At 66.7% G+C, this 25,132-nt stretch carries 16 protein-coding genes and 2 tRNA genes; 13 read left to right on the forward strand and 5 right to left on the reverse strand.

All coding sequences use genetic code 11. The features are described from left to right. Nucleotides 1–20 precede the first annotated feature (20 nt). The 4 genes from AB431_RS21125 to AB431_RS21140 all read left to right on the forward strand — a co-directional run bounded on the left by AB431_RS21125 (nucleotide 21) and on the right by AB431_RS21140 (nucleotide 3,224). A tRNA-His gene (locus tag AB431_RS21125) sits at nucleotides 21–93 on the forward strand. Between the two features lie 366 nt (nucleotides 94–459). Beyond that, complete coding sequence (locus AB431_RS21130) at nucleotides 460–1,074, forward strand: class I SAM-dependent methyltransferase (protein ID WP_235435953.1); 615 nt, start codon at nucleotides 460–462, stop codon at nucleotides 1,072–1,074. Nucleotides 1,075–1,256: 182 nt separating this feature from the next. After that, a complete protein-coding gene (locus tag AB431_RS21135) occupies nucleotides 1,257–1,715 on the forward strand; it encodes a hypothetical protein (protein WP_047331576.1) in 459 nt (152 codons plus the stop codon). 222 nt (nucleotides 1,716–1,937) lie between these two features. Beyond that, the gene (locus tag AB431_RS21140; protein ID WP_052960357.1) at nucleotides 1,938–3,224 is read left to right on the forward strand and encodes a hypothetical protein; all 1,287 of its coding nucleotides are present in this window, start codon (nucleotides 1,938–1,940) and stop codon (nucleotides 3,222–3,224) included. On the opposite strand, the gene AB431_RS21145 is transcribed toward AB431_RS21140, so the two are convergent. Continuing rightward, nucleotides 3,221–4,441: an Ig-like domain-containing protein gene (locus tag AB431_RS21145; protein ID WP_047331577.1), complete on the reverse strand. Its 1,221-nt coding sequence runs from the start codon at nucleotides 4,439–4,441 to the stop codon at nucleotides 3,221–3,223. The two genes, AB431_RS21140 and AB431_RS21145, sit on opposite strands and share 4 nt — an antisense overlap. A 165-nt stretch (nucleotides 4,442–4,606) precedes the next feature. Here AB431_RS21145 and AB431_RS21150 point away from each other — a divergent pair. The 6 genes from AB431_RS21150 to AB431_RS21175 all read left to right on the forward strand — a co-directional run bounded on the left by AB431_RS21150 (nucleotide 4,607) and on the right by AB431_RS21175 (nucleotide 12,194). Next, nucleotides 4,607–4,679 (forward strand) — tRNA-Lys (locus AB431_RS21150). 135 nt (nucleotides 4,680–4,814) lie between these two features. After that, complete coding sequence (locus tag AB431_RS21155; protein ID WP_235435723.1) at nucleotides 4,815–6,401, forward strand: sorbosone dehydrogenase family protein; 1,587 nt, start codon at nucleotides 4,815–4,817, stop codon at nucleotides 6,399–6,401. Between the two features lie 3 nt (nucleotides 6,402–6,404). After that, nucleotides 6,405–7,778: an FAD-binding oxidoreductase gene (locus tag AB431_RS21160; RefSeq protein ID WP_047331578.1), complete on the forward strand. Its 1,374-nt coding sequence runs from the start codon at nucleotides 6,405–6,407 to the stop codon at nucleotides 7,776–7,778. 102 nt (nucleotides 7,779–7,880) lie between these two features. Beyond that, a complete protein-coding gene (locus tag AB431_RS21165) occupies nucleotides 7,881–9,080 on the forward strand; it encodes a cytochrome P450 (protein WP_047331579.1) in 1,200 nt (399 codons plus the stop codon). A 565-nt stretch (nucleotides 9,081–9,645) separates the two neighbouring features. Beyond that, complete coding sequence (locus AB431_RS21170) at nucleotides 9,646–10,740, forward strand: M42 family metallopeptidase (protein WP_047333665.1); 1,095 nt, start codon at nucleotides 9,646–9,648, stop codon at nucleotides 10,738–10,740. After that, entirely contained in the window at nucleotides 10,737–12,194 is a 1,458-nt protein-coding gene (locus AB431_RS21175) for an MFS transporter (protein ID WP_047331580.1), read from the forward strand. The genes AB431_RS21170 and AB431_RS21175 overlap by 4 nt, the downstream gene beginning before the upstream one ends. Nucleotides 12,195–12,425: 231 nt before the next feature. Here AB431_RS21175 and AB431_RS21180 read toward each other — a convergent pair whose 3' ends face one another. Beyond that, a complete protein-coding gene (locus AB431_RS21180) occupies nucleotides 12,426–12,653 on the reverse strand; it encodes a DUF3618 domain-containing protein (protein ID WP_047331581.1) in 228 nt (75 codons plus the stop codon). Nucleotides 12,654–12,740: 87 nt separating this feature from the next. Between AB431_RS21180 and bcp the strand changes: the two genes are divergently transcribed. Further along, the gene (bcp, locus tag AB431_RS21185) at nucleotides 12,741–13,214 is read left to right on the forward strand and encodes a thioredoxin-dependent thiol peroxidase (RefSeq protein ID WP_047331582.1); all 474 of its coding nucleotides are present in this window, start codon (nucleotides 12,741–12,743) and stop codon (nucleotides 13,212–13,214) included. Between the two features lie 70 nt (nucleotides 13,215–13,284). Here bcp and AB431_RS21190 read toward each other — a convergent pair whose 3' ends face one another. Further along, nucleotides 13,285–14,616: a dipeptidase gene (locus AB431_RS21190; protein WP_047331583.1), complete on the reverse strand. Its 1,332-nt coding sequence runs from the start codon at nucleotides 14,614–14,616 to the stop codon at nucleotides 13,285–13,287. A gap of 70 nt (nucleotides 14,617–14,686) precedes the next feature. Here AB431_RS21190 and AB431_RS21195 point away from each other — a divergent pair, with 70 nt between their 5' ends. Both AB431_RS21195 and AB431_RS21200 read left to right on the forward strand, forming a co-directional pair. Continuing rightward, complete coding sequence (locus AB431_RS21195) at nucleotides 14,687–14,965, forward strand: helix-turn-helix transcriptional regulator (protein ID WP_047331584.1); 279 nt, start codon at nucleotides 14,687–14,689, stop codon at nucleotides 14,963–14,965. 2 nt (nucleotides 14,966–14,967) lie between these two features. Further along, nucleotides 14,968–15,357 carry a VOC family protein gene (locus AB431_RS21200; protein ID WP_047333666.1) on the forward strand — a complete coding sequence of 130 codons (390 nt, stop codon included), beginning with the start codon at nucleotides 14,968–14,970 and terminating at the stop codon, nucleotides 15,355–15,357. 69 nt (nucleotides 15,358–15,426) lie between these two features. Here the strand turns inward: AB431_RS21200 and AB431_RS21205 are convergent, their stop codons facing one another. Together AB431_RS21205 and AB431_RS21210 are read right to left on the reverse strand one after the other, a co-directional pair. Next, entirely contained in the window at nucleotides 15,427–15,819 is a 393-nt protein-coding gene (locus AB431_RS21205) for a holo-ACP synthase (RefSeq protein WP_047331585.1), read from the reverse strand. A 9-nt stretch (nucleotides 15,820–15,828) separates the two neighbouring features. Beyond that, entirely contained in the window at nucleotides 15,829–25,071 is a 9,243-nt protein-coding gene (locus AB431_RS21210) for a type I polyketide synthase (RefSeq protein WP_047333667.1), read from the reverse strand. Nucleotides 25,072–25,132: the final 61 nt, after the last annotated feature.

Genomic DNA, 25,132 nt, shown 5'->3' on the forward strand with positions numbered 1-25,132 from the left:
TCGGACGGTCCGCGGCGATGGTGGCTGTAGTTCAGTTGGTAGAGCACCAGGTTGTGATCCTGGCTGTCGCGGGTTCGAGTCCCGTCAGCCACCCCTACCAGTCAGGGAGCCATTTCGGCTCCCTGACTTTTTTGTGCACGGTTGCTCTGACGCCGCTGCAGCGGCCAGCCCGGACCGCGGCGGCCGGCAAAACATTGAGCTATCCCGCCCACGGCCCTCCGCTATCTCATCGCCGCTGTGTTACGTCTGAGCCGTGTCGCGGTGGTGACACCGGCGTAACGAGGAGTTGTAGTGTGGCGGCGGGGGGGTTACATCAACTCTTCGCCGTGTCGTGAGACACGCGGTGGAGGGAACGGCACGCTTCGTTCACCGATTTCCGACCGTGGGGGGCACAGACACATGACAACTGGCGAGCCGAAAACGCGCTCTGGGGCCATCACACTGGCGGACGTGAAGCGGATGCGTCGAGGGCTCTTGATGCACCACTGGCTGCGCGGCCGCCGTCTGGTAGAGGGATCGTCTTCCGCAGATGAGTTGTTGTACCTCGCGAACCTGGTGTCGCGCACCGACGCTCGCGTGATCGGCGAGATCGGCTTCAATGCCGGATTCTCGACCTACGCCTTCCTCAGCGCCGCCCCGGACACGCGCGTGGTTTCCTTCGACCTCGGCGAGCACGGATACACGCGGACGGCGAAGAAGCTGATCGACAAGACATTCCCGGGCAGGCACACGCTGGTCCTCGGGGACTCGACCAAGACAGTCCCCGACTACAAGGCCCAGAACTCCGACATGCGTTTCGACATCGCCTTCATCGACGGCGGTCACGAGTACGAGGTGGCCAAGGCCGACATCGCCAATATGCGTGAGTTCTGCACCGATAAAACGGCCGTGGTCATGGACGATTTGACGCCGTGGCTCGAATGGGGTGAAGGTCCCATGCGGGCCTGGTCCGAAGCCATCGCCGCGGGAGTCGTCCGCCAAGAAGAAATGTTCAAAGACGGTGAACGGGTCGATGTGATGGAGCCGCCCGGCAAGAGAAGCTGGGCTTTGGGCCGCTACATCCCGCACCACTGAGAGCGCCACCGCGGTCCGGGCCCGGCAGCTCCACGCCGGTCGCGGCCAGGGCTGGTTACCTGACTTTGTTCCGCCCGCGGGATCATGGCAAACATTGATGATTCAAAAACCTGCCCGCTGGGTATACCGCCCAACAATGTCCGGCGTCTCGGGGGACGCATCTTCGCGAAGGGACCCGAGAGATGAGTGTTGACGGATTCGCTAAATTCGAAGGTTCGCGGCAACTAGCTGCATGGGCCGATCGACTCGACGCCTTCGTCACAGCGCTCGATGCCATCGACGCCGACGACCCGCATACCTTCTGCGAGGATGCGTGGGACATCTGGGAGAGCGCAGCAATCTCCGATCCACCGTCGGTCACCGATCCGGCAATGCTTCTTGTGCTGGGCGTATTTGAGGTGTTGGCCGAGGCGATGACGCCCGAGCCCCAGGGTCAGCACAGAACCCCCGCGGGCACAGATCGGCCGACGCTTTCGACTGTCCATGCATCGCTGCTCGAGGGGCTTGACGGGGTTCGTCGTGAGTACGAACGGTGGCGGCATGAAGGTTTGCCAGCTCCTACCGCGGTCAAGGCGAGGAGCGCCGTCGCGATGACCGGATTGCAGGTTGCCACGCGGTTCGGTAACCAGCTTTCGGCATAGCGCCAACGAAGTAATTCCGCCCTTGGGCGGACTGCATCGACGTCCTCTGTGACCAGCGGTTCAATTCCCTGCTATGTGTGCCCGACGAGCGTTGATCTCACCCGTCGAGACAGCGAAACGGTAAAGATTTCGTCTGCTTGACGCAGTTAAGCGGGACAATTATTCGAACATGAGTTACCGTCGAGTAATAACTGCACCACTTAGCTGGGGGAGGGTTGCAGGGTGGACGGTCACTCCACAATCCGCGAACCTGGGGGGTTCGCGGCAGACGCCGAACGTCTGAACGTCTGGTCCAACCGGCTCGATGCCTTCTATGCCGCCCTCGATGTGATCGACGCCGACGACCCCTTCGACTATTGCGCCGAGGCCTGGGAGATCTGGCAGGGGGCCGCGGCCAGCGATCCTCCGCCGGTGGCCGACCCCGCCGTCCTGGTGGTCCTCGGCGCCCTCCAGGCGCTGGCACACGCGATGACGTCGGCGACGCTCGACTACTACCGGACGGCGGACGTCCGCGACCGCATGACCCTCGAGGCGGTGCACGCCTCGCTCAGACACTGCCTGGGCGCGCTCCGGCGTGAGTGCCGGCGCTGGCTAGAGGAGGGTCCGCCACCGGCCGACGAGATCGACGCCCGCCGCACCGAAATGGTGGCCAGCCTGCAAGCCTCCGGGGCGCGGCCGACGGTGGACGCCGGGATCATGTTCGACAAGGTCTGTGCACTCACCGACGCGGAGAACAAGCGGTATCGCGAGGCGTACGGCCGACTGCGGACGATGGTGAACCGAGACCTGTTGCAGCACATCACTGTCGAGATCGACACTCTGTCCGATGTGGTGGCCGGGATCGTGCTCGATCTACAAACCACCCACGGAACCACGTTCGATGGAGGCATCACCGAGGAGCGCCGGCGCAAGATCGGAGCGGCATTGACCTCGGTCACCGGCGCGCTGCACGACCACCAGGAGCAATCGATCGAGAACGCGGTCAAAGCCTTCGGCCACAGCAGCAGGCAGGCCGAGGCGGTCCGTGCGCTGTTCGACGACTTGAAGCGGTCCTCGTTCGACTACCGCTGGCTGAGCGAGCTACACCAGTGGATGCGACACCAGGACGGTGACGCACTGCGATACCAATTCACCGGGCGCCGGCTCGGCGAGCCGCATGTGGACGTCCACCTCGACCGTCAATACATGGCGTTGCGCGCCGATCAGCCGAACTCGAACTTGCTCGCGCCCAGCGAGCTGGCGGTGATGACCCGCGATCCGAGCGTGCTGGACATGATCAAAGCGATCCAACCGAAGATGCATGCCCTACAGGCGCAGATCGACAAAATCATGTATCCGACCGTCGCCGATGACGTCGCGACCGTCAAAGATCTGATCGTCCGTTTCGGTGGCCAAAAGGGCGTAGACGCCTTGAAATCTGCGCCCGGGTCCACACACGAACTGTGGACTCCCCCACACCTGTCGCCCCGGGTGCTGTCGTTCGTGCGAGCCTTCAACCAACCGCTCTAGGCGTTGGCGTTTCCCGCTTTCCACTGCTGCCACGGAATGTTCCAGTCCCCGAGGCCCTCGGTGCCCGGCAGGGTCGAGCCGACGGTGTTGTGCACCTCGACGATGTCGCCGCGTTTGGTGTTGTCATAGAACCAGCGTGCATTGCTCGGACTGACATTCAGGCAGCCGTGGCTGGTGTTGGAGTAGCCCTGCGCTCCGACCGACCACGGCGCGGAGTGGACGTAGATGCCGCTGTAGGACATCTGGGTGGCCCAGTCCACCTCGGTGCGATACCCGTTGGGCGAGTTGGACGGAACGCCGTAGGTGGATGAGTCCATGATCAGATGGGAGAACCGGTCGCCGATGATGTAGACACCGTTGTTGGTCGGTGTGCTGCTCTTGCCCATCGAGATCGGGATGGTCCTGATTATTTCGCCGTTGCGCCGGACGGTCAGCTGCTTGGTGTCGTCGTCGGCGGTGGCGATCACCTCGTCGCCGATGGTGAAGCGCGAAGTCAGATTCTCCTGACCGAACAACCCGTCGCCGAGATCGACACCGTAGGTGTTGGCCTGGACGTCGACGGTGGTGCCCGGCTTCCAGAAGTTCTCTGGACGCCAACGCACCTCGCGGTTGTTGAGCCAGTAGAAGGCGCCCTCGACGGGAGGGTTGGTGGTCACCTTGATCGCGCGTTCGGCCGCTGCACGGTTGGGGATGTTCTCGTCGAAGCGCACTGCGATCGGCTGACCGACACCGACGACCTCACCGTCACCGGGCAGTAGGTACGGCATGGTCAGGTTTTCCGGCGATTGGGTCTCGAAGGTCAGCTTTTCGGTCGTCACGCCGCCGAGACCCAGCGACTGGGCGCTCAGCGTGTAGCTCTTGTTGTAGCCCAGGGGCTCACTGGTCGACCACGTCACGCCGTCCGGGCTCAGCGTGCCGGCCACCTGCTTGCCGGACTCGCTGACCATCGTCACCGACCCGAGCACGCCGCCGCTGGCGCTCACCGAAACCGGACGGTCGAGCGGTACGTCGACCGCACCGTCCTTGACCGACACCGTCAGCTGCGGGACGAGCAGGTCGCTGTAGGGCGTGCCCTTGTCGGCAATGACCTTCACCGGCGCAGGCGCCGGTTCACTGCTACTACACCCGCTGAGCCCGATGAGCAGGGCGGGAAGGATCGCAAGGGCAGCCAGCCGGGTCCGAGACCGCGGCCGGTTCACCGTGCCGACCTGCCACATAACGCCCTCAATCTTGCTAGCTGTGCGAACGCTGGGAATGTTTGGCAATAGTCTAAGGGAACGCCTAGGCTGGTGGCGACTACGCAGATCAGCAGCTCGACTCAGGCCGCCAGCTGGATTTCATGTTCGGCAGTGGTGTTTGTTATTGTCGCTGACGCGGTTCACGCGCCGTTAGCTCAGTTGGTAGAGCAGCTGACTCTTAATCAGCGGGTCCGGGGTTCGAAACCCTGACGGCGCACAGCAGCAAGAGCCCCGCCTCGGCGGGGCTCTTGGCGTATGCAGGGACTTCACAGAAAGCCCTCCTCGCGCCCGGCCTGCAGTGACAGAATCAGCGCAGCCGTCAGTTCTCTGACCACCGTCCCGGGGGGCACCCATGGTGCACACCAAATATGTTGTGCGCATTGGCATCATCGCCATCACGCTGGCCTTCGGATGGGCGCTGCTGTCCTCCCCCGGTATCGCGGTGGCCGACACTGCGGCAGGCTCCGGATCGACGGCATCGCATGCGCCCCGAACCGGCAAGGCCGCCCCACGCCCTCGACCACAGTCCGCCACCGCACGTAGGGCCCCCGACACCGTGGTGCCGAACCAGTCGACCACCGTCACCACGACTCCACGCCCACGAGCCGCCCACGCCACGCCTGTCGCACCGGCCAGATCGGCGAACTCGATCGTCTCGGACGTAACCGCATGCGCCTGCAACCTGCTCAAGACCGTCGCCACCTACGGCGCCCTCTTCGCGTCCGAGCTGCGGCCACCGACCATCCCGCCGCCGCCACCCGACCCGTTCGGCGCGTGGACCGTGCTGGCCTGGGTGCGCAAGCAAGCCGAGGGTGCGATCGAGCAGATCGCCGCACAGCCGGTGGTCAAGCAGGTGGTACAGGCCGTCGAACGCTTCGCTGAACGGACCTACGCCGCGATCATGGCGTGCGGGACCACACCCACCGGGCCGCCCGTATTCGAGCGCACACCAATCGCTTCGGGCCTTTCCAGCCCCACCGATTTCGTCGTCCTGCCCGATGGCCGCATCCTGATCACCGAAAAAGCCGGCGCCATTCGGGTGTATGAAAACGGCGCGCTGCGCCCCGACCCCCTCCTCGTGCTGCCGACGCGAACCGAAGGCGAACGCGGATTGCTCGGCATCGCCGCGGACCCGAGCTTCGCCGACAACGGCTTCATCTACGTCGCGTACACCACCACCGATGCGCACTACCAACTGTCGCGCTACACCGTCACCGCTGATGGCATCGACCCCAATTCGGTGAAGCCGCTGTTCCGTTCAGTTGATGTGGAGGCGAACAACCACCAGGGCGGCGAACTGGTGTTCGGCCCCGACGGCAAGCTCTACTGGGGCATCGGTGACAACACCGTCGGCACCAACGCCCGGGACCTGTCCAACATCCACGGCAAGATCCTGCGGCTGAACCCGACGGACGGCTCTGCACCGCAAGATAATCCGTTCGTCAACAGCCAGGGCGCCGTGCCCCAGATCTGGGCCTACGGCCTGCGCAATCCGTTCCGACTGGAATTCACTCCCGACGGCCGGTTGCTGGCCGGCGACGTCGGCAACAATGCCGTCGAAGAGCTGGACCTCATCACCAAGGGCGGCGATTACGGATGGCCGGGCGCCGAAGGTGTCTGCGCCAGTTGCACTTCCACCAATCCGATCTATACCTACGACCATTCCACCGGCAATGCGGCCATCACCTCGGTCCTGTACTACACCGGTACCGCCTTCGGTCCGAGCTACCAGAACACGGTGTTCATCGCCGACTACATCCGGGGCTGGATCAAGAATTTGACGTTCAATTCCGACTTCTCGACGTTGGTAGGAGAGACGACGTTCGACGCCGTCGCCGGCAGCACCGTCAAGCTCGCTCAGGGACCCGACGGCACCATCTACCAGCTGACGATCTTCCCAGGCGAGCTGTCGATTCTGAGCCCTGCGGCTAGCGTCTAGAACATGCCCGACCTGGCGACGCTCTTCTCCGACATCGTCGGGCACAGCCATCTGCTGACCGGTGACGCCATCACCGACGACTACGGCCACGACGAGGCGCTGACCATAACACCGCAGCGGCCCGCCTATGTCGCCAAGCCCGCCACCGCCGAGGAGGTCGCTGGGCTGCTGAAAACCGCGACCGCACACCGCGTTCCGGTGACCGCGCGCGGGTCGGGCTGCGGCCTGTCCGGTGCAGCCCAACCGGTCGCCGACGGGCTGCTGATTTCCTTCGAGCGGATGAACTCGATCCTGGAGATCGATACCGACAATCACGTCGCGGTGGTCCAGCCGGGCGTCACGCTGACCGAGCTCGACGCCGAGACCGCACGGGTGGGACTGAGTTACACCGTCTATCCGGGCGAGCTGTCCTCCAGCGTCGGTGGCAACGTCGGAACCAACGCCGGCGGTATGCGGGCCGTGAAATACGGAGTCACCCGCCACAACGTGCTGGGCCTGCAGGCCGTGTTACCGACCGGCGAAATCATCCGCACCGGCGGGAAGATGTCGAAGATCTCCACCGGCTACGACCTCACCCAGTTGATCATCGGCTCGGAGGGCACGCTGGCCCTGGCCACCGAGGTGACAGTCAAACTGGTGCCCCGGCTGGCGCACAGCGCCACCGTGCTGGCACCGTTCGACAATTTCGACCAGGTCATGGCCGCCGTGCCGAAGCTCATCTCAAGCGGACTGAACCCGACGATCGTCGAATACATCGACAACGTCGTGATGGCCGCGATCGTCAACGCCGAGAAGCTGGAACTGGGGATCCCCGCGCAGATCCGAGACACGTGCGCGGCCTACCTCGTCGTCGCCCTGGAGAACAACCACACCGATCGCCTCGATGACGACGCCGCCACGCTGGGCGCGCTGCTCAGCGACTGGGGCGCCTTGGATGCCTATGTGCTGCAGGGAAATTCGGCGCGCCGACTGATCGTGGCACGCGAGAACGTGTTCTGGACGGCCAAGGCGATCGGCGCCGACGACATCATCGACGTCGTCGTGCCCCGGGCGGCGATGCCGGAGTTCCTCCGCCGGGCCCGCGACATCGCGCTGGCCGAGGGGGTCGGCATGAGTGGGTGCGGGCACGCCGGCGACGGCAATGTGCACGGCGTGCTGTTCTGCAAGGACCCAGCACTCCGCAAGAAGCTGCTCACCGAGATCTTCGCTTTTGCCATGTCGCTGGGCGGGGCGATCTCCGGCGAGCATGGCGTCGGGCGAGCGAAAGCCGACTACTTCTGCGAGCTGGAGGATCCGGCCAAGCTGGCGTTGATGCAGCGGATCAAGGCCGGCTTCGACCCCGCCGGCATCCTGAACCCCGGCGTCGTTTTCGTCTGAGGGCATCCCTTGACCGCCCCTCGCCAGGGCTGCTAAACATGGCACCACCCGAGAGTTTGAGCGATCGCTCAGCGCCCGTCGGGCCACACCTGGGGATGGATCATGGCGCTTGCGAACGACACCGTCTACTACGACCCCTATGACGTCGACATCGTCGCCGACCCCTATCCGGTGTACGCCCGCCTGCGCGACGAGGCGCCGATCTACCACAACGAACGCCACGACTTCTGGACACTGTCACGGCACTCCGACGTCGAGGCCGCGCTGTCGAACTGGGAGACGTTCTCCAACAGCCGCAGCGACATCCTGGAATTGATCAAGTCCGACTTCGACATGCCCGGCGGCGTGATGATGTTCCAGGACCCGCCCGCCCACACCCAGTTGCGCGGCCTGATGTCGCGGGTGTTCACCCCGCGGCGGATGGCCGAGATCGAAGACCAGATCCGCCGGTACTGCATCGGCTGCCTCGATCCGCTCGTCGGGTCCGGCGGCTTCGACATCATCGCCGAACTGGCCTCGATGATGCCGATGCGGGTGATCGGGATGCTACTGGGAATCCCTGAGTCGGAACAGGTTTCGGTGCGCGACGCCAACGATGCCAACCTGCGCACCAAGCCCGGCGCCCCGATGAAGGTCGCCGATCCCGACCGTATCGCCGATGGGCGCATCTACGCCGACTACGTCGAGTGGCGGTCCCACAACCCGTCGGACGACCTGATGACCGCACTGCTCAACGTCGAGTTCACCGACGACGAGGGCGTGACCCGCAAGCTGACGCGGAAAGAGGTGCTGCACTACACCCAGGTCGTGGCCGGCGCAGGTAACGAGACGACGGGCCGGCTGATCGGCTGGCTGGCCAAGGTCCTGGCCGAGCACCCCGACCAGCGCCGCGACGTGAGGAACGACCGCTCGCTGCTGAACCGCACGATCGACGAGACCCTGCGTTTCGAACCGACCGGGCCGCATGTCGGGCGATACGTGATCAGGGACTTCGAGTGCTACGGCACGACGGTCCCTGCCGGCAGCGCGATGCTGCTGCTGTTCGGCGCGGCCAACCGTGATCCACGCCGCTACGACAACCCCGACACGTTCGACATCCACCGCGACACGATCAGCCATCTCACGTTCGGCAAGGGTGTGCATTACTGCCTCGGCGCGAACCTGGCCCGCCTCGAGGGTCGGGTCGCGCTCGACGAGCTGCTCAACCGCTTCCCCGAATGGGACATCGACTACGCAGGTGCCAAACTCGCTCCGACGTCCACCGTGCGGGGCTGGGAGCGGCTGCCCATTCTGTTGCCCTGATCGGCAATTGTGACGTTGCCGGAGGTGTCGGAGGCACCGGGTGACGCCTGCTGTGAGATGCATCGCTGTGAATCTGCTGGGCAAAAGATGAAGCCAGCCGACTGACCAGCGAAAACGCTCGAAGATAGATAACCGGCAGCCTCATCGAATGCGAAAAGTAGCGCTTTGCGCTGCACTTATGTCACGTGCGGTGTTATAGTCGATGTTAGCTGCACTGACCAGCAGCCGCCAACGGACCAAGGGTCCAGTGACGATGTGAGGACTTAGCCGTATGAAACCGGAAGACCTCGTTCACCGCTCCCATGGCGAGGTAGCTCCGCAAGCACCCGCACCGGTGACCCCGTTGCATGTGCATAGCTGCGGCCGACTCGGTCTGACGGCCAATCCCCCCGGCTTGCGCCGCTCATTCAGCGATTGGCTGCGCCGCCGCTAGGGTCGACGATCGACCCGGATTCATTCAGCACGCGGCCGCCCCGACTCCCATGTAGACGAGTTCTTCGGGTTTTCGTCGTGGGCATGATCCGGCTAACTCCGGGGTAAATCAGGGCTCGTGACCAACAGCGGAATCACCTCCGAAGCCCGGCTGAACCGCCCGCTGTTGCAAGAATTGCTCTCGGCCTATGGTCCGGTCGGCCAAGAGGACGCCGTCCGCGACATCTGCCGTCGAGAACTCGAACCCTTGGTCGACGAGGTGTGGGTTGACGACGCCGGCAACCTGGTCGGCCTGGTCCGCGGCACCGGCGATGATGACGAGCTGGGTCCGATCCGGGTGATGGCCCACCTCGACGAACTGTCCATGCTGGTGAAGCGGGTGGAGCCGGACGGATCCCTCCACGTGACCCAGCTGGGCACCATGTATCCGGGAAACTTCGGCCTCGGTCCGGTGGCGGTGCTGGGGAATCACACGACGCTGCCCGGCGTGCTCACCCTGGGCTCGGAGCACACCACTGCGGAGAGCCAGCGGATCTGGGAGACCAAGCCGGATCAGGGTGACAAGTCACTGGACTGGAGTCACGTCTATGTCTTCACCGGCCGCACCACCGCGGAACTCGCGGCCGCCGGTGTCCGGCCCGGCACCCGGGTGTGCATCGACGGCGGCAAGCGCATCCTCTTCGAGCTCGGCAAGTTCCTGGGCAGTTACTTCATGGACGACCGCGCGTGCCTGACCGCGATGCTGGAGACCGCCCGGCTGTTGCATGAGGGCGAACGGCGACCGGCACGCGACATCTACTTCGTCGGCACGGTGAACGAGGAGATCGGCGGCATCGGCGGCACCTACGCCAGTCGCACACTGCCCGGCGAGATCACTCTGGCCCTCGAGGTCGGCCCCACCGAAAAGGAATACTCGACATCGGTCACCGGCGGCCCGATCGTCGGCTACAGCGATCAGCAGAGCGTCTACGACAAACCCCTCGCCGACCGCCTGATGGACATCGCCACCGAGCTCGGCCTGGCCCCGCAGGCCGGGGTCCTCGGCGCCTTCGAATCCGATGCCTCGCACTCGCTTTCGGCTGGCCAGACGGCACGCGCGGGACTGCTGTGCCTGCCGACGTTGAGTACGCACGGCTACGAGGTCGTCGCCGTCGACGCAATCCCGGCGATGTCCGAGGTCCTGCTCACCTTCCTGCTCGACCCACGAATTCCAGGGAGCCGACGATGACCATAGGCGGACAGACCAAGACGATCACGACCAACGTTCCCGCGCGACTGGACCGCCTGCCCTGGTCGAAGTTTCACTGGCGGGTCGTCATCGGCCTGGGTTCGGCATGGGTGCTCGACGGCCTCGAGGTCACGATGGTCGGCAACGTCTCGGCGCGTCTCACCGAACCCGGCAGCGGACTGGCGATCACCGCCGGGCAGATCGGCGTCGCCGCCGCCATCTACGTCGTTGGCGCCTGCCTCGGCGCGCTGGTGTTCGGTCAGCTCACCGACCGGTTCGGCCGCAAGAAGCTGTTCCTGCTGACGCTCGGTCTCTACCTGGCGGCCACTGTCGCGACGGCGTTCTCATTCGCGCCCTGGTATTTCTTCCTCACCCGCTTCCTTACCGGCGCGGGTATCGGCGGCGAATACGCGGCAGTCAATTCCGCTGTGGACGAACTGATTCCGGCACGCAATCGCGGCCGAGTCGACCTGGCCATCAACGGGTCCTACTGGCTTGGCGCGGCGTTGGGTGCTGCAGGCTCGCTGGTCCTGCTCAACGGAGACTGGGTGCCGCTGAACCTCGGCTGGCGACTGGCATTCGGGATTGGCGCTACGTTCGGTCTCGTGGTGTTACTCGTTCGCCGCAACGTTCCGGAAAGCCCGCGCTGGCTGTTCATCCATGGCCGTGAGGAAGAAGCCGAACGCATCGTCGACGACATCGAACGCGACGTGGTCGCCCGCACCGGTGCGGATCTCGACGAGCCGGATCGTGAGCTGACCATCCATCAGCGCCACACCATCGGCTTCCGCGAGATCGCGCATGTGGCGTTTACCCGCTACCCCAAGCGCGCGGTCCTCGGCTTGGCGTTGTTCATCGGACAGGCGTTCTTGTACAACGCGGTCACGTTCAACCTCGGCACCCTGCTCAACAGCTTCTACGGGGTCTCGTCCGGAATCGTGCCGGCCTTCTTCATCGTTTGGGCGGCAGGCAATTTCACCGGGCCATTGATCCTGGGGCGCTTGTTCGACACCGTGGGACGCAAGCCGATGATCGCGCTGTCCTATCTGGGGTCGGCGGTGATCACCGTCGTGCTCACTGCGGTGTTCGTCGCGCAGACCGGCGGCCTGTGGTTGTTCATGGCCGTGCTCGTGGTCACCTTCTTCCTCGCCTCCTCGGGCGCGAGCGCGGCGTACCTGACCGTCAGCGAGATCTTTCCGATGGAGACCCGCGCGCTGGCCATCGCCTTCTTCTATGCCGTCGGCACCGCGATCGGCGGGATCACCGGTCCGCTGCTGTTCGGTCAGCTGATCGGGTCAGGTGAGCGCGGATTGGTGGCCGTGGCGTTCCTGATCGGCGCGGTGGTGATGGCCATCGGCGGGCTGGTCGAACTCGCCTGGGGCGTGAAGGCGGAGGGGCGTCAGCTCGAGGACATCGCGGCACCGCTCACCGCGGCCGACGAGGCGAAGCGGTGAGCGCGACCTGCCGGGTGCTGGGCCATCGAATCATGTTCACCGCCGAAGGTCCGGTGCTGCGGTGGGCATGCGAAAGAAATTGCGGCACAACCGGTCACAAGACCTATCCGAGCGCGGCAGATGCCGATCGCTACGCGACGGCGTTCAACCGACGAGACAGCGACGCAGTCGGTAAGCGCGCGCCGCTGATCGGACTGCTGCCGCTTCGGCTGTGGCGGCTGATCCGGCGACCTAGCCGTTACGAATACGGCGCACCACCAAGACGATGGTCACCACGCCGACTCCGGCCAGCGCCGCGGCCACCGGGGGCTTCTTGACGAAGCGCAGCAGCGCCGACTTGACGTCGTCGGCGATGCGCTGTGGGTTGGCGCGCTCGGCCAGCGAGTCCACCGTGACCGCCAGCCGATCGCGCGCCTGGTCGATCTCGGCCTTGATGACCTCGGGATCCCGGTCCGCCACTTCCGTCCTCCAAACTGCCGCCCTGCCGAACTACCCTAGATCAACCCGGGCTAACCCCGATGCACCGGTAGATGAAGGGATCAGTAGGTGACCGAGACAGCACGCCTCGAAGTCGGAGACAAGGCGCCGGCGTTCAGCCTGCTCGACGCCGAGGGCAAGGCCGTGAAGCTGTCCGACTTCGCAGGCCGCAAGGTGATCGTGTACTTCTACCCGGCCGCGATGACCCCCGGCTGCACCAAGCAAGCCTGCGACTTCCGGGACAGTCTGGCCGAACTCAACGGCGCAGGCATCGACGTCATCGGCATCTCCCCCGACAAGCCCGAGAAGTTGGCTAAGTTCACCGAGCGCGATGAGCTGACGTTCCCGTTGCTGTCCGACCCCGACAAAAAGGTCCTCACTGCATGGGGCGCCTACGGCGAGAAAAAGATGTACGGCAAGACCGTGCAGGGTGTCATCCGGTCGACGTTCGTGGTCGACGAGAAGGGCAAGATCGCCCTCGCCCAGTACAACGTCAAGGCGACCGGCCATGTCGCCAAACTGCGCCGCGACATATCGGTCTAGTTCCCCGAGTCGCTTCGCTCCTGCCCGCCGAATCTAGTTCCCCGAGTCGCTTCGCTCCTGCCCGCCGAATCTAGCGCTCGCCGAGCTTCCCCAGCAGTAGCGCCTCCGTGGTAGCGGCGCGCTCCAGCACCCCGAGATGCAAGCTCTCGTTGACGCTGTGCGCCTGCGTACCCGGGTCCTCGACTCCGGTGACCAGGATCGTGGCGTCGGGGAACGCGGTCGCGAACTCGGCGATGAAGGGGATCGAGCCGCCCATCCCCATGTCGACGACGTCGACGCCCCAGGCTTCCCGGAAGGCGGTCCGCGCGGCGTCGTAGACCGGGCCACTGGCGTCGATCGCGTACGGCTGGCCCACATCGCCGGGGATGACCTTGACGTGCGCGCCCCAGGGTGCGTGTTGCTCGAGGTGCCGCCGCAACGCGTGCAGGTGGGCCACGGCGTCCCCGCCTGGAGCGACCCGCATGCTGACCTTGGCGCTCGCGCGCGGAATCAGTGTGTTGGACGCTTTGCCGATCGGTGTGGTGTCGATGCCGATGACGGTGATCGCCGGCTTGGCCCACATACGTTGCGCCACAGGGCCCGAGCCGATCTCATGGACCCCGTCGAGCAGTCCGGACTCGGCGCGCACCCACTGCGGTCCGCGGTCGACGTCGGCCGCAGTCGTCTCGTGCAGGCCGTGCACAGCGACGTTGCCGTCGTCGTCGTGCAGGCTGGCCAGCAGACGAATGAGGACGCTGAGCGCGTCGGGCACCACCCCGCCCCACAGCCCCGAGTGCAGTCCGTGGTCGAGTGTGGCGACCTCGACCACGCAGTCGGCCAGACCGCGCAATGACACTGTCAGCGCCGGGATTTCGGAGGTCCAGTTGTCCGAGTCGGCGATCACGATGACGTCGGCGGCCAGCTTGTCCTTGTGGGCGGCCAGCAGCCGGCCCAGCGACGGCGAGCCGGACTCCTCCTCCCCCTCGACGAAAACCGTCACGCCGACCGGCGGGTTCCCGTCGTGCGCGCGGAAGGCCGCCAGGTGGGTGGCGATGCCGGCCTTATCGTCGGCGGTGCCCCGGCCGTAGAGCCGTCCGTCCCGCTCAGTCGGCTCAAATGGGTCCGAATCCCATTGTGACGCCTCACCTTCGGGCTGGACGTCATGGTGGGCGTACAGCAGCACCGTCGGCGCACCGGGCGGTGCGGGATGGTGTGCGATCACCGCGGGAGCACCGCCCTCGGCGACGATCTCGACCTGCTTGAAGCCCGCCCCCTTGAGCAGGTCGGCGACGGCCTGGGCGCTACGGTGCACCTGTTCACGCCGGGCCGGGTCGGCCCACACCGATTGGATGCGGACCAGATCCTCCAGATCGGCCCGCACCGAGGGAAGCACCGCCCGCACGCGTTCGATGAGATCGCTCATGCCAACGACGTTAGCGGGAGCAGCACGCCGCCGTTGACAGGCAAGCAAACACTTGCATATTCTGCGACGCGTGGGCGACGTCTTCAAGGCCTTGGCGGACCCCACGCGCCGGAAAATCCTCGACGAGCTGACCGACCGAAATGGTCAGACGCTGTTCGAGATCTGCGCCCGGCTGGCGACCAAGCACGGGTTGGGCTCGTCACGACAGGCGATTTCGCAGCACCTCGACATGCTCGAGACCGCGGGCCTCGTCGAGACGAGGCGCTCAGGTCGTTACAAGTACCACTACATCGACACCGCACCGATAGCACCAATCGTCGAGCGGTGGCTGAGGAAAGCCGAGGAATGACCGTGCGAATAAACCTGACGAGTGTGCTCGTCGACGACCAGGACAAAGCACTGCGGTTCTACACCGAGATCCTCGGTTTCACGGCCAAGCACGACATCCCGATGGGCGAACACCGCTGGATCACAGTGGTGTCGCCGGACGATCCCGACGGCACCGAACTCGTCCTCGAGCCGGACGGCCACCCGGCGGTCAAACCGTTCAAGGAGGCACTGGCTGCCGACGGCATCCCGTTCACCTCATTCGCCGTCGACGACGTCCACGCCGAGTTCGCGCGGCTGGACGCACTCGGCGTCCGGTTCACCCAGGAACCAGTAGACATGGGACCGGTGACCACTGCGGTTCTCGACGACACCTGCGGGAACCTGATCCAGATCACCCACCAGAGCGGCTAACCCGAGCGCGAGCAGACGCACACTCGCACGAATTCACGACGAATCGTGCGAGTGTGCGTCTGCTCGCGGTTAGAGAGTCTCCAGGATGGCCACCGCGGCGGCAGTGTCCCCTTCGTGGGTCAGCGACACATGGATCGTGACCTCGGCCAGATGCTTGGCGATGTCGCCGGTGAGGCGGACCTTAGGCCGGCCCCACATATCGGTGATGACCTCGATGTCGCGGTGGATGCCCTCCGGCAACACCGGACGCTGCGCGAAGCGCGAGCCCGACCAGGCCTTGATGACCGCCTCCTTGGCGGCCCACCGAGCCGCCAGGTGCCGCGCCGCCACCGAGCTCTTGTCGGCGGCGTCGCGGCGCTCACCTGGCGTAAACGTCTCGGCGAACACCGTTCCCGGCTGATCGACCTGCTCCGCGAAATCGGGGATGGAGACCACGTCGAGCCCCACTCCGACTATTGCCACGCCGCGACTTTATCGCACGTACAGGTCGTCATCGCCGAGACGGGATGCCGGGTCGAGCAGCATCGCCGCCTCCTGACGCTTCTCCGGCTCGTCGTGATTGAACCGGCGATCGGCGGGCTTCTCGTACATCGGCCGCCCACCGGCGATGGCCGAGGCCAGTCGACGCTGACCGGCCAGCACCCGCTCGTGCGCCCGCTTGGTGTAGTCCGCCCGCTCCTGCTCGCTCAGCGAGGCCAGGAAGGCCTGCGGGTGCACCAGCGCGATCAAACCCGACACGTGACCGAAGCCGAGGCTGGTGACCAGACCCGCCTTCAGCGGGAACTTGTCGCCGAGGCGCAGGGTCTCCCGCGGCCACACGAAGTGTCCTGAGGTGGCCAGCTCGTCGTCGACGCAGTCCAGGCTGCGGTTCGGCGGGATGACACCGTCGCGCAGGATCTGGCAGAGCCCCATCATCTGGAAGACCGCCGCCCCGCCCTTGGCGTGCCCGGTCAGGCTCTTCTGGCTGACGATGAACAGCGGAGCCCCGGGGGCACGGCCCATCGAGTCGGCCAGCCGCTCGTGCAGCTCGGTCTCGTTGGGATCGTTGGCCAGCGTCGAGGTGTCGTGCTTGGAGATCACCGCGATGTCGTCGGCGCCGACACCGAGCTTGGCCAGCGAACGGGCCAGCTGCGAGTCCTTGCCGCCGCGACCGGCACCCAGTGCGCCCAGCCCGGGAGCGGGGATCGAGGTATGCACGCCGTCGCCGAAGCTCTGGGCGTAGCCCACCACCGCCAGCACCGGCAGACCCATCTTCAGCGCCAGATCACCGCGCGCCAGCAGGATGGTGCCACCGCCCTGAGCTTCCAGGAAGCCGAGCCGCCGACGGTCGTTGGCGCGCGAGAACTTCGAGTCGCTGATGCCCTTGGCCCGCATCACCTGGGTGTCAGCCGTGGCCGCCATGTCACCGAAGCCGATGACGGCCTCCAGCGTCATGTCGTCGAAGCCACCGGTGACCACCAGTTCGGCCTTGCCGAGCCGGATCTTGTCCATGCCCTCCTCGACCGACACCGCCGCGGTGGCGCACGCGCCGACCGGGTGGATCATCGAGCCGTAGCTGCCCACGTATGACTGGATGACATGCGCGGCAACGACATTCGGCAGAACCTCCTGCAGGATGTCGTTCGGCTTGGCCTTGCCCATCAGGTTGCCGTGGTACATCGTCTGCATCGACGTCATACCGCCCATGCCGGTGCCCTGGGTGGAAGCCACCAGGCTCGGGTGCACCCAGCGCATCAGCTCGGTCGGGGTGAAGCCGGAAGACAGGAACGCGTCGACGGTGGCGACGATGTTCCACAGCGCCACCCGGTCGATCGAGCTGGCCATGTCCGGGCTGATGCCCCAGACCGTCGGGTCGAAGCCGGTCGGAATCTGGGCTCCCACCGTCCGCGACAGCTTGGTCTTGCGCGGCACGCGAATCTCGGTGCCCGCCTTGCGGATCACCTCCCAGTCACCGGAGTCCGGCACCGGCCGGGCGACGGTGTGCTCGGGATCGAACTCCACGAACGCACGGGCATCGGCTTCCGAGGACACCACGAAGCTGAAGTCCTTGTCCAGGAAGACACTGACCATCAGCGGCGAGGCGTGATCGGGATCGATGGCGCCGTCGTCGACGAACTCGCGGATGCCACATCTTTCGACGACGGCGTCGTGGTAGCGCTCGACCAGCTCGGCCTCGTCGACCATCTCACCGGTCGCCGTATCGTACCAACCCGGCTTCGGGTCGTCCTCCCACACGATCAGGCCAGTGGTCCAGGCCAATTCGAGTACGCCCGCTGCCGACAGCTCCTGGTCGACCTCCATCTCGAAGCGGGTGCGCGACGAGCCGTACGGACCGAGTTCGGCGCCGCCGACGATAACAACCAGGTCGGCCGGGTCGACGTCGAGGTCAGGCCATGCCGGCGGCGTGTTCGCGATGTAGCCGCGCGGCGGTGACGGCAGGGCGGCAATGGTGCCCGTCGCCGGCTCGGAGGCAGCCGAATCCGCTGATTCGTTGGTCATCTCCTCGCGGGCCTTGGCGGCCAGCTCGGCCATGTCCAGTTGGACGTCGCCGAGTCCACCGGTCAGGTCGACCTTCAATGGCACGTTCGCCGACGCGACCTTGGCCTCCACCGAGCACAGATCGAGAAGCATCGAGGCCATCTCTTCGGTGGTGTAGGTGGTGACGCCGGCCTCTTCGACCGCGCCGACGATGGCGTCGTTGTGCCCCATCAGGCCGGTGCCCTTGGTCCAGCCGATCAGCGCGTGCGCAAAGCTGACCCGTTGCGCCCACGAGGTTTCCGCATTCCAGCGGTTGACCACCGCGTCCAGCGCGGACTTGGACTCACCGTAGGCACCGTCGCCGCCGAACATGCCGCGGTTCGGTGAACCGGGCAGCACCACGTGCAGGCGTGAGGCGATATCACGCTCGGCACCGATCGACGACAGCCCGCCGATCAGCCGCTGCACGGCCCACAGCAGGACCTTCATCTCCATCTCGGAGCGCGAACCGGCCTCCGACAGATCGCCGGACACCCGCGGCGCGGCGAACGGGAACAGCAGCGTCGGGGTCAGCGCATCCTTGAGGTGGATCGATTGCGGCCCAAGGCTTTCGGTTTGCTCGCTGCCGACCCACGAGGCGAGCGCATCGATGTCGGAGTACGAGGCCATGTTGGCCGGGACCACCCACAGCGACGCGCCGTAGCGAGCGTGGTCGCGGTAGAGCGCCTTGTAGAAGGCCAGCCGGTCGTCGTCGAGCTTGGACGTCGTCGCGATCACGGTCGCGCCGCCGTCGAGTAGACCGGCGACCACCGATGCGGCGATCGAGCCCTTGGACGCGCCGGTGACCACCGCGACCTCGTCGCTGTAATGCCCCTTGCCCGGATTCTCCGCACCCGCGGCGATCCGGCCGAACAGGGAGGCGTGGATGGTTCGCCCGCTCGCCAGAGCCTTGCCCTGCCACCAGTTGGCCTGAGTGGCAACGACATTGCCGGCACCCTCGAATCGCTCCGAGAGCCGGAGCCAGTCGGCGTCGATATCACCCTCGTCGGCCAACCACAGCTTGACCAGGTCCTCGCGCGCACTGGCCCAGCGGTCGTCGAGCAGTACGGCCTTCCTGGCGTCGAATGCCGGCGCCACCAGCCGCGGCCAATCCGAGCCCAGCTCGGCGGTCACCAGGTCGATGAGCTCGGCGTCGGTGGACGCAGGATCGGCCGTCACCGGGTTGTCCAGGCCGAGTTGGCCCAGCATCATCCGGGCAGCCGAGGCCAGCACACCGTTGCGGCCGGTGACCTTCTCGGCGAACTCGTTCAGCGCGGCCGAGTCGATCACACCGCCACCGGCACCGCCGGCCGACGGCAGCGACACCGCAATGCCCTTGCGGGCAGCTACCGAGGTGACCGCGGCGTCGATCGCCTTGTCCACGGCGGCGGCATCGGCCAGCGCGCCGTCGTGCAGGCCGCCCAGTGCGCCGCCGCGCACGCTGCTCCCCTCACGGGTGCCCAGCGCCAGTTCGGCGGTGACGTGCTTGGCCCAGCCATCGCCCAATTCCCAAGTCTTCTTGACTCGTTCGGCGACCGCGGCCGGCCGCTTGCCGGACGGGCCGAGGATCGTGCGGAGCTGATCGTTGATCGCGTCGGAGAGCACCGGACCGAACGGCTTGTAGGTGCGCGCCAGCTTGGAGACCTGACCCTTCAGCGACGCCAGGTCCGCCTCGGCGGCACCGTCGATGGCACCGAGGTTCAGCTCCGAGCCCAGGTCGACCAGCAGCTGGTTACGCCGCGAGGACGCGCCATCGGTGATCGACTCGATCGAGTCCAGCGGCTCGATCTGGTCGATGCGCATCTTGGCGCTCAGCGCGATCAGCGCCAGCGTGGCGTCACCGGCGTCGAATCCGATGTCGTCCGGACGCGGGCCACCGGAAGGGGCGGCCGCGGGCGCGGCCGCCGGTGCGGCCTCCGCCGCGACGGCTTCGGCCGGCGCCTCGGCCTCGGGGGCCGATTCGTCGAGTTCGTCCGTGGCTGGGTCCTCGTCACTGGCGAACAGCACGGCGGCGTCGCGCTCGGAGTTGAGCACTTCGACTGTGCTGTGGGCGTATTCGGGCAGCTTCAGCGTGTTGCTGGCCAGGCCCGCCACCGTCGGCGCGGACTTCACGCCGATCTCGACGAAGCGCTCGACACCCAGACCGCCGGCCGCCTCCTCGATGAACAGCAGGTCCTGCGTCTCGATCCAGCGCACCGGGCTGGCGAACTGCCAGGCCAGCAGCTCGACCACGATCTTGCGGCACAGCTGGCCGGGCTTCTCGTTGCGCCAGGTGTCGTAGTCGGCGAGCACCTCGTCGAGCGGCTCGGCGGGCACCAGATCGCGGATCTCCTGGACGAAGTCGCGGTCCAGGGTGAACGGGCGCGGCACCAGGTTCGGGATGTAGCGTCCGACGATCAGCGCCGGGTCGGGATCTGCGGGCATGACACGCTCCAGCGCCCGACGGAAATCGTCGACGCCGACCCGCAGGACGTCGGAGTGGAACGGCACGTCGATACCGGGGACCAGGATGAACGACCGCTTACCGCCGCTGATCTCGCGGCGCCGCTCGACCTCTTCCTCCAGCGCCTCCAAGCCGCGTACCGTGCCGGCGATCGCGTACTGCGAGCCGCGCAGATTGAAGTTGACGATCTGCAGGAATTCGCTTGTGCGCTCGGCAATCTCGGCGACGAAGTCCTTGACGTCGGCGTCCGCGAGGTCGATCTGCGACGGCCGGATCGCGGCCAGCCGGTAGTTGGACCGGCCCATCTCGTCGCGCGGGACGATGTCGTGCATCTTGCTGCCGCGGTGGAACACCACCTCCAGCAGCGCCTCCAGCTTGTAGACGTTCGACACGCACGCCAGCGCGGTGTACTCACCGACCGAGTGGCCGCAGGCGATCGCGCCCTCGACGAACGCGCCCTGCTCGCGCATCTCCGCGACCTGGGCCGCCGCGACGGTGGCCATCGCGACCTGGGTGAACTGCGTCAGGTACAGCACACCCTCGGGGTGCTGGTAGTGCACACCGGAGGCGATCAGGCTGGTCGGGTTGTCCCGCACCACGTGCAGCACCGAGAAGCCCAGCGTGTCGCGGGTGAACTTGTCGGCGGTGTCCCACACCTTGCGGGCGGCCTTGGACCGAGCCCGCACCTCCATGCCCATGCCCTTGTGCTGAATGCCCTGCCCCGGGAAGGCGTACACCGTCTTCGGTGCCGCCAGCCGGGCGGTGGCGCTCATGACGAGATCAGTACCAACCTTGGCCGTTACCTCCAAAACCTCAGCACCCAAATCGATTCCGACGCGGTCGACCCGGAAGTCGATGTCGTCGCCGGGCGAGACCATGCCCAGGAAGCGGGCAGTCCAGCCGATCAGCTTGGCCGGCGGGGCGGGCTTGCCGTCGGTGGCGGTCACCACGTGCTGGGCCGCGGCCGAGAGCCACATGCCGTGCACGATGGGCGATTCCAGCCCGGCCAGCAGCGCGGCGGCCTGGTCGGTGTGGATCGGGTTGTGGTCACCGGAGACCACGGCGAACGGACGCATGTCGACCGGCGCGCCGATCGTGACATCGCGACGACGGCGGCGCGGGGTGTCGGTGGCGTTCTCCGACACCGCTCCCCCGGCGCGCACCGGGTCGGTGAGTTCCTTGGCGCCGGTGCGGCCGCGGATGGCGAAGCGCTCTTCGAGGACCGCCAGGATCATGCCCTTGGCGTCGGTGACGTTGACCGTCACCGGCACGACCCGGCCGACCTCGGTGTCGGTGGCAACGGAAGCCGTTGCGGTGACTGTCAATTGGGCGGGTTCCTTGGGCAGCGGCTTGAGCAGCCGGGCCGCGTGGTCCAGATGCACCAGGCTCAGCAGGCCCTCGACCACCGGGAAGCCGGTGTCGGTGACCGCACCGCCGATGGCGGCGAACACCGCGGGCCAGCAACGGCCCACCAGCGCGTCGGGAACCGTCGACAGCGTCGGCGCGAGCGGCGAGCCGAACGTCGCGGTGACGCCGGTGTGATCAGCGACCCGCTCGGGGTCCCAGCTCACGGTGACCGTGGTGGACCCGTTGACGACCGGCGGCAGCGCATCCGGCCCGTCGACGCCGGCGGCGATGGCCAGCACGGCTCGCATCGCGGTCGCGGCGTCCTCGGTACGGACCACCGGCATGCCGCCGTCGATCACGGTTGCGGGCAGGGTGAACGCGATGTCGATCCAGGTGCCCGACAGCGGGACACTCAGCACAACCCGGTTGTCCGCGGTGACCTCGAGCCGGGCACCGGTGGAATGATCTGTGGCGGTGCGGTTGTCGCGCACCTGCCAACTCGACGGCGCCGCGATGCGGTGCACCGGGTTGGTGGCGGTCCGACCGGCCCACAGCACGTCGGGCGAATCCAGCACGATGGCCAGCGGCCCGGTCGCGTCGGTGCGCACCCGCAGTCGTGCGGCGACCGGCTCAGGCTGCGCACCCGAGGCCAGCACCTCGTCGACAGCGGCCTGCTCGAAGCGGTCGAGCAGATCGCCGACCGGCTCGTCGACCCGGTCGATGCCGGCGACAGCCTGCGTGCCGGGGATGATGCACACCTGGTCGGCGGTGTAGCGGGCGTCGTGGGCCTGCCACAGCGAGTCGCTGCGCCACCAGCGCCGCACGTCCTTGTCGATGACCGGAACGAAGTTGACCGGCTTGCCCAGTGTCTTGCACAGCTGGACGAAGAACGGCACGTCGGCCGGGTGCAGCAGCACCGACCCGGCATCGGGATAGCGGTCCTGAAGAGCCCGCAAGGCCTGGTCCGGATTCTCCAGCAGCCATTCGCCGTCGGTCGACGACGCGTCGAACAGCGTCTCGATCGGACCCGTGTCGGCGGCGTTGAGGCGAGCCTCGGCGCGCTGCAGCATCTCGGCGAAGCGGTCCCGCCAGGTGATGTCGAGCCACGGCGAGTCGTCGGTCTTGGTGTCGGCGGTCGAGTCGCCGTTGCCGATGGACAGTTCGACGAAGCGCTGCAGCCACTGCAGGTACGTCATGTCCTCCACATCACCGAAGTACGGCTTGGCGGTGACCGCCATCGCCGCGATGATCTCCTCGCGACGCTGCGCGACGGCGTCGGCGTCACCGGCGACCTCGTCGAGCAGACGGCCGCAACGGGAGGCGGCGTTGTCGATCTCGTGGATGTCGGCGCCGAGCTGGCTGCGCCCGGATGCCATGCCGTTCACGGCCTTTCCGGCACCGACCCAGTGATCCGTGCCGACGGTGTCGACCAGCAGCTGCTTGACGGCGGGCGAGGTGGTGGCCTCAAGGCAAGCCATCGCGGCGGTGCCGACCAGGATGCCGTCGACCGGCATCAGCGGGTAGCCGTAAACCGCCGACCACCGGCCCGACAGGTACTCCGCGGCGCGTTCCGGCGTGCCGATGCCGCCACCGACGCAGACCGTGATGTTGGCGCGGCCACGCAGCTCCGAGTACGTGGTGAGCAGAAGGTCGTCGAGGTCTTCCCACGAGTGGTGGCCACCGGCGCGGCCGCCCTCGATGTGGACGATGACCGGCTTGGTCGGCACCTCGGCCGCGATCCGGATCACCGAGCGGATCTGCTCGACAGTGCCCGGCTTGAACACCACATGGGCGATGCCGACGGTGTTCAGCTCGTCGATCAGCTCGACGGCTTCCTCCAGATCGGGGATGCCGGCGCTGACCACCACACCGTCGATCGGCGCACCGGATTGGCGTGCCTTCTGCACCAGACGCTTGCCGCCCAGCTGCAGCTTCCACAGGTACGGGTCGAGGAACAGCGAGTTGAACTGGATGGCGCGGCCCGGCTCGAGCAGCGTCTCGAGCTCCGCGATGCGCTTGTCGAATATGGCTTCGGTGACCTGGCCGCCACCGGCCAGCTCGGCCCAGTGGCCGGCGTTGGCCGCGGCGGCGACGATCTTGGCGTCGACAGTCGTCGGCGTCATGCCCGCCAGCAGGATCGGCGAGCGGCCGGTGAGCCGGGTGAACTTCGTCGACAGCTTCACCGAACCGTCGGGCAGGGTGACCACCGACGGCGCGTAGCTCGACCACGGCTTGGCGACCTCGGGGACCGCGCCGACGGTGAACAGGTTGCGCTGGCCGCCGCGGGTGGCGGCCGGCACGATGCCGATACCGAGGCCGCGGATGACGGGGGCGGTGAGGCGGGTGAGAATGTCGCCGGGCCCCAGGTCGAGAATCCACCGGGCGCCGGCGTCGCCGAGAGCGGTGACCTCTTCGACCCAGTCGACCTGCTGAACGAGAATCGAGTCGGTCAGGGCTCGGGCCAGTTCGACGTCCAGGCCGACGGCCTCTGCCCAGCGGCCCACGATGTCGATGCCGTCGGCCAGCCGCGGCGTGTGGAATCCGACCTCGACCTGAACCGGATCGAACACGGGTGAGAAGACCGCGCCGCCGCGATTCTTGTTCTTGCGATCGGCGGCTTCGGCGTCGGCGATCTGCTCGCAGTACAGCTCGAACCGGGACAGCTGCTCGGGCGTGCCGGTGATGACGACCGACCGCCTGCCGTTGCGGATCGAGAGCACCGGCGGCAGCACGGTGCGGACATCCTGAGCAAACTCTTCGAGCAGCTCGTAAATGCGCTCGGGCTCGGCGTTGGTCACCGACACCATCGGCGGGCGGTCACCGAGCACCGAAATGCCGCGGCGACGGGCGACCAGGGTGCCGGCGGCGCCGATCAGCTGGGCCAAAGCCAGCAGCTGAACGTCCTTCGCTCCGCTGGCGCGTAACGCCTCCACGGCCAACACGCCCTGAGAGTGGCCCGCGACGGCCACCGGCGGGGCGGCCGCCAGATCCATGCCCTGACGGGACAGCGCGCGAATGGCGGCAATCTGGGTGAGCAGGACGCCGGGCACCGACACCGCCGCCGAGGTCAGCTGCTTGGCCGAGGGCACGGTCTCCTCGGCGGCCAGCGCGCGCACCCAGCGCAGCGGCTCGAAGCCGATCGGGCGGACCACGACGAGTTCGTCTGCGACGGGCTCGAGCAGCAGCTCAGCCTCGCCGGCCAGCGTCGCGAGCTCGGATTCGATACCGGCCGAGGTGACCAGCTCTTCGAGGGTCTCCAGCCAGGCGCTGCCCTGCCCACCGAACGCCACGGCATAGGGCTCACCGGCGTTGAGACGGTCAACCAGCGCATGCGTGGTGGTCCCCTTGGCGCCCCCGCGCCATGATCCGTCGCCCGTGGAAAGCCTGTCGTGCTCGTGGATCGTCACCTTGTGCATCTCCCTGTCGTGCTCGTCGCCGCGGTCGTCGCGGCTTCGTTTCGTATGTCGG

Source organism: Mycobacterium sp. EPa45 (genome assembly GCF_001021385.1).
GTDB lineage: Bacteria > Actinomycetota > Actinomycetes > Mycobacteriales > Mycobacteriaceae > Mycobacterium.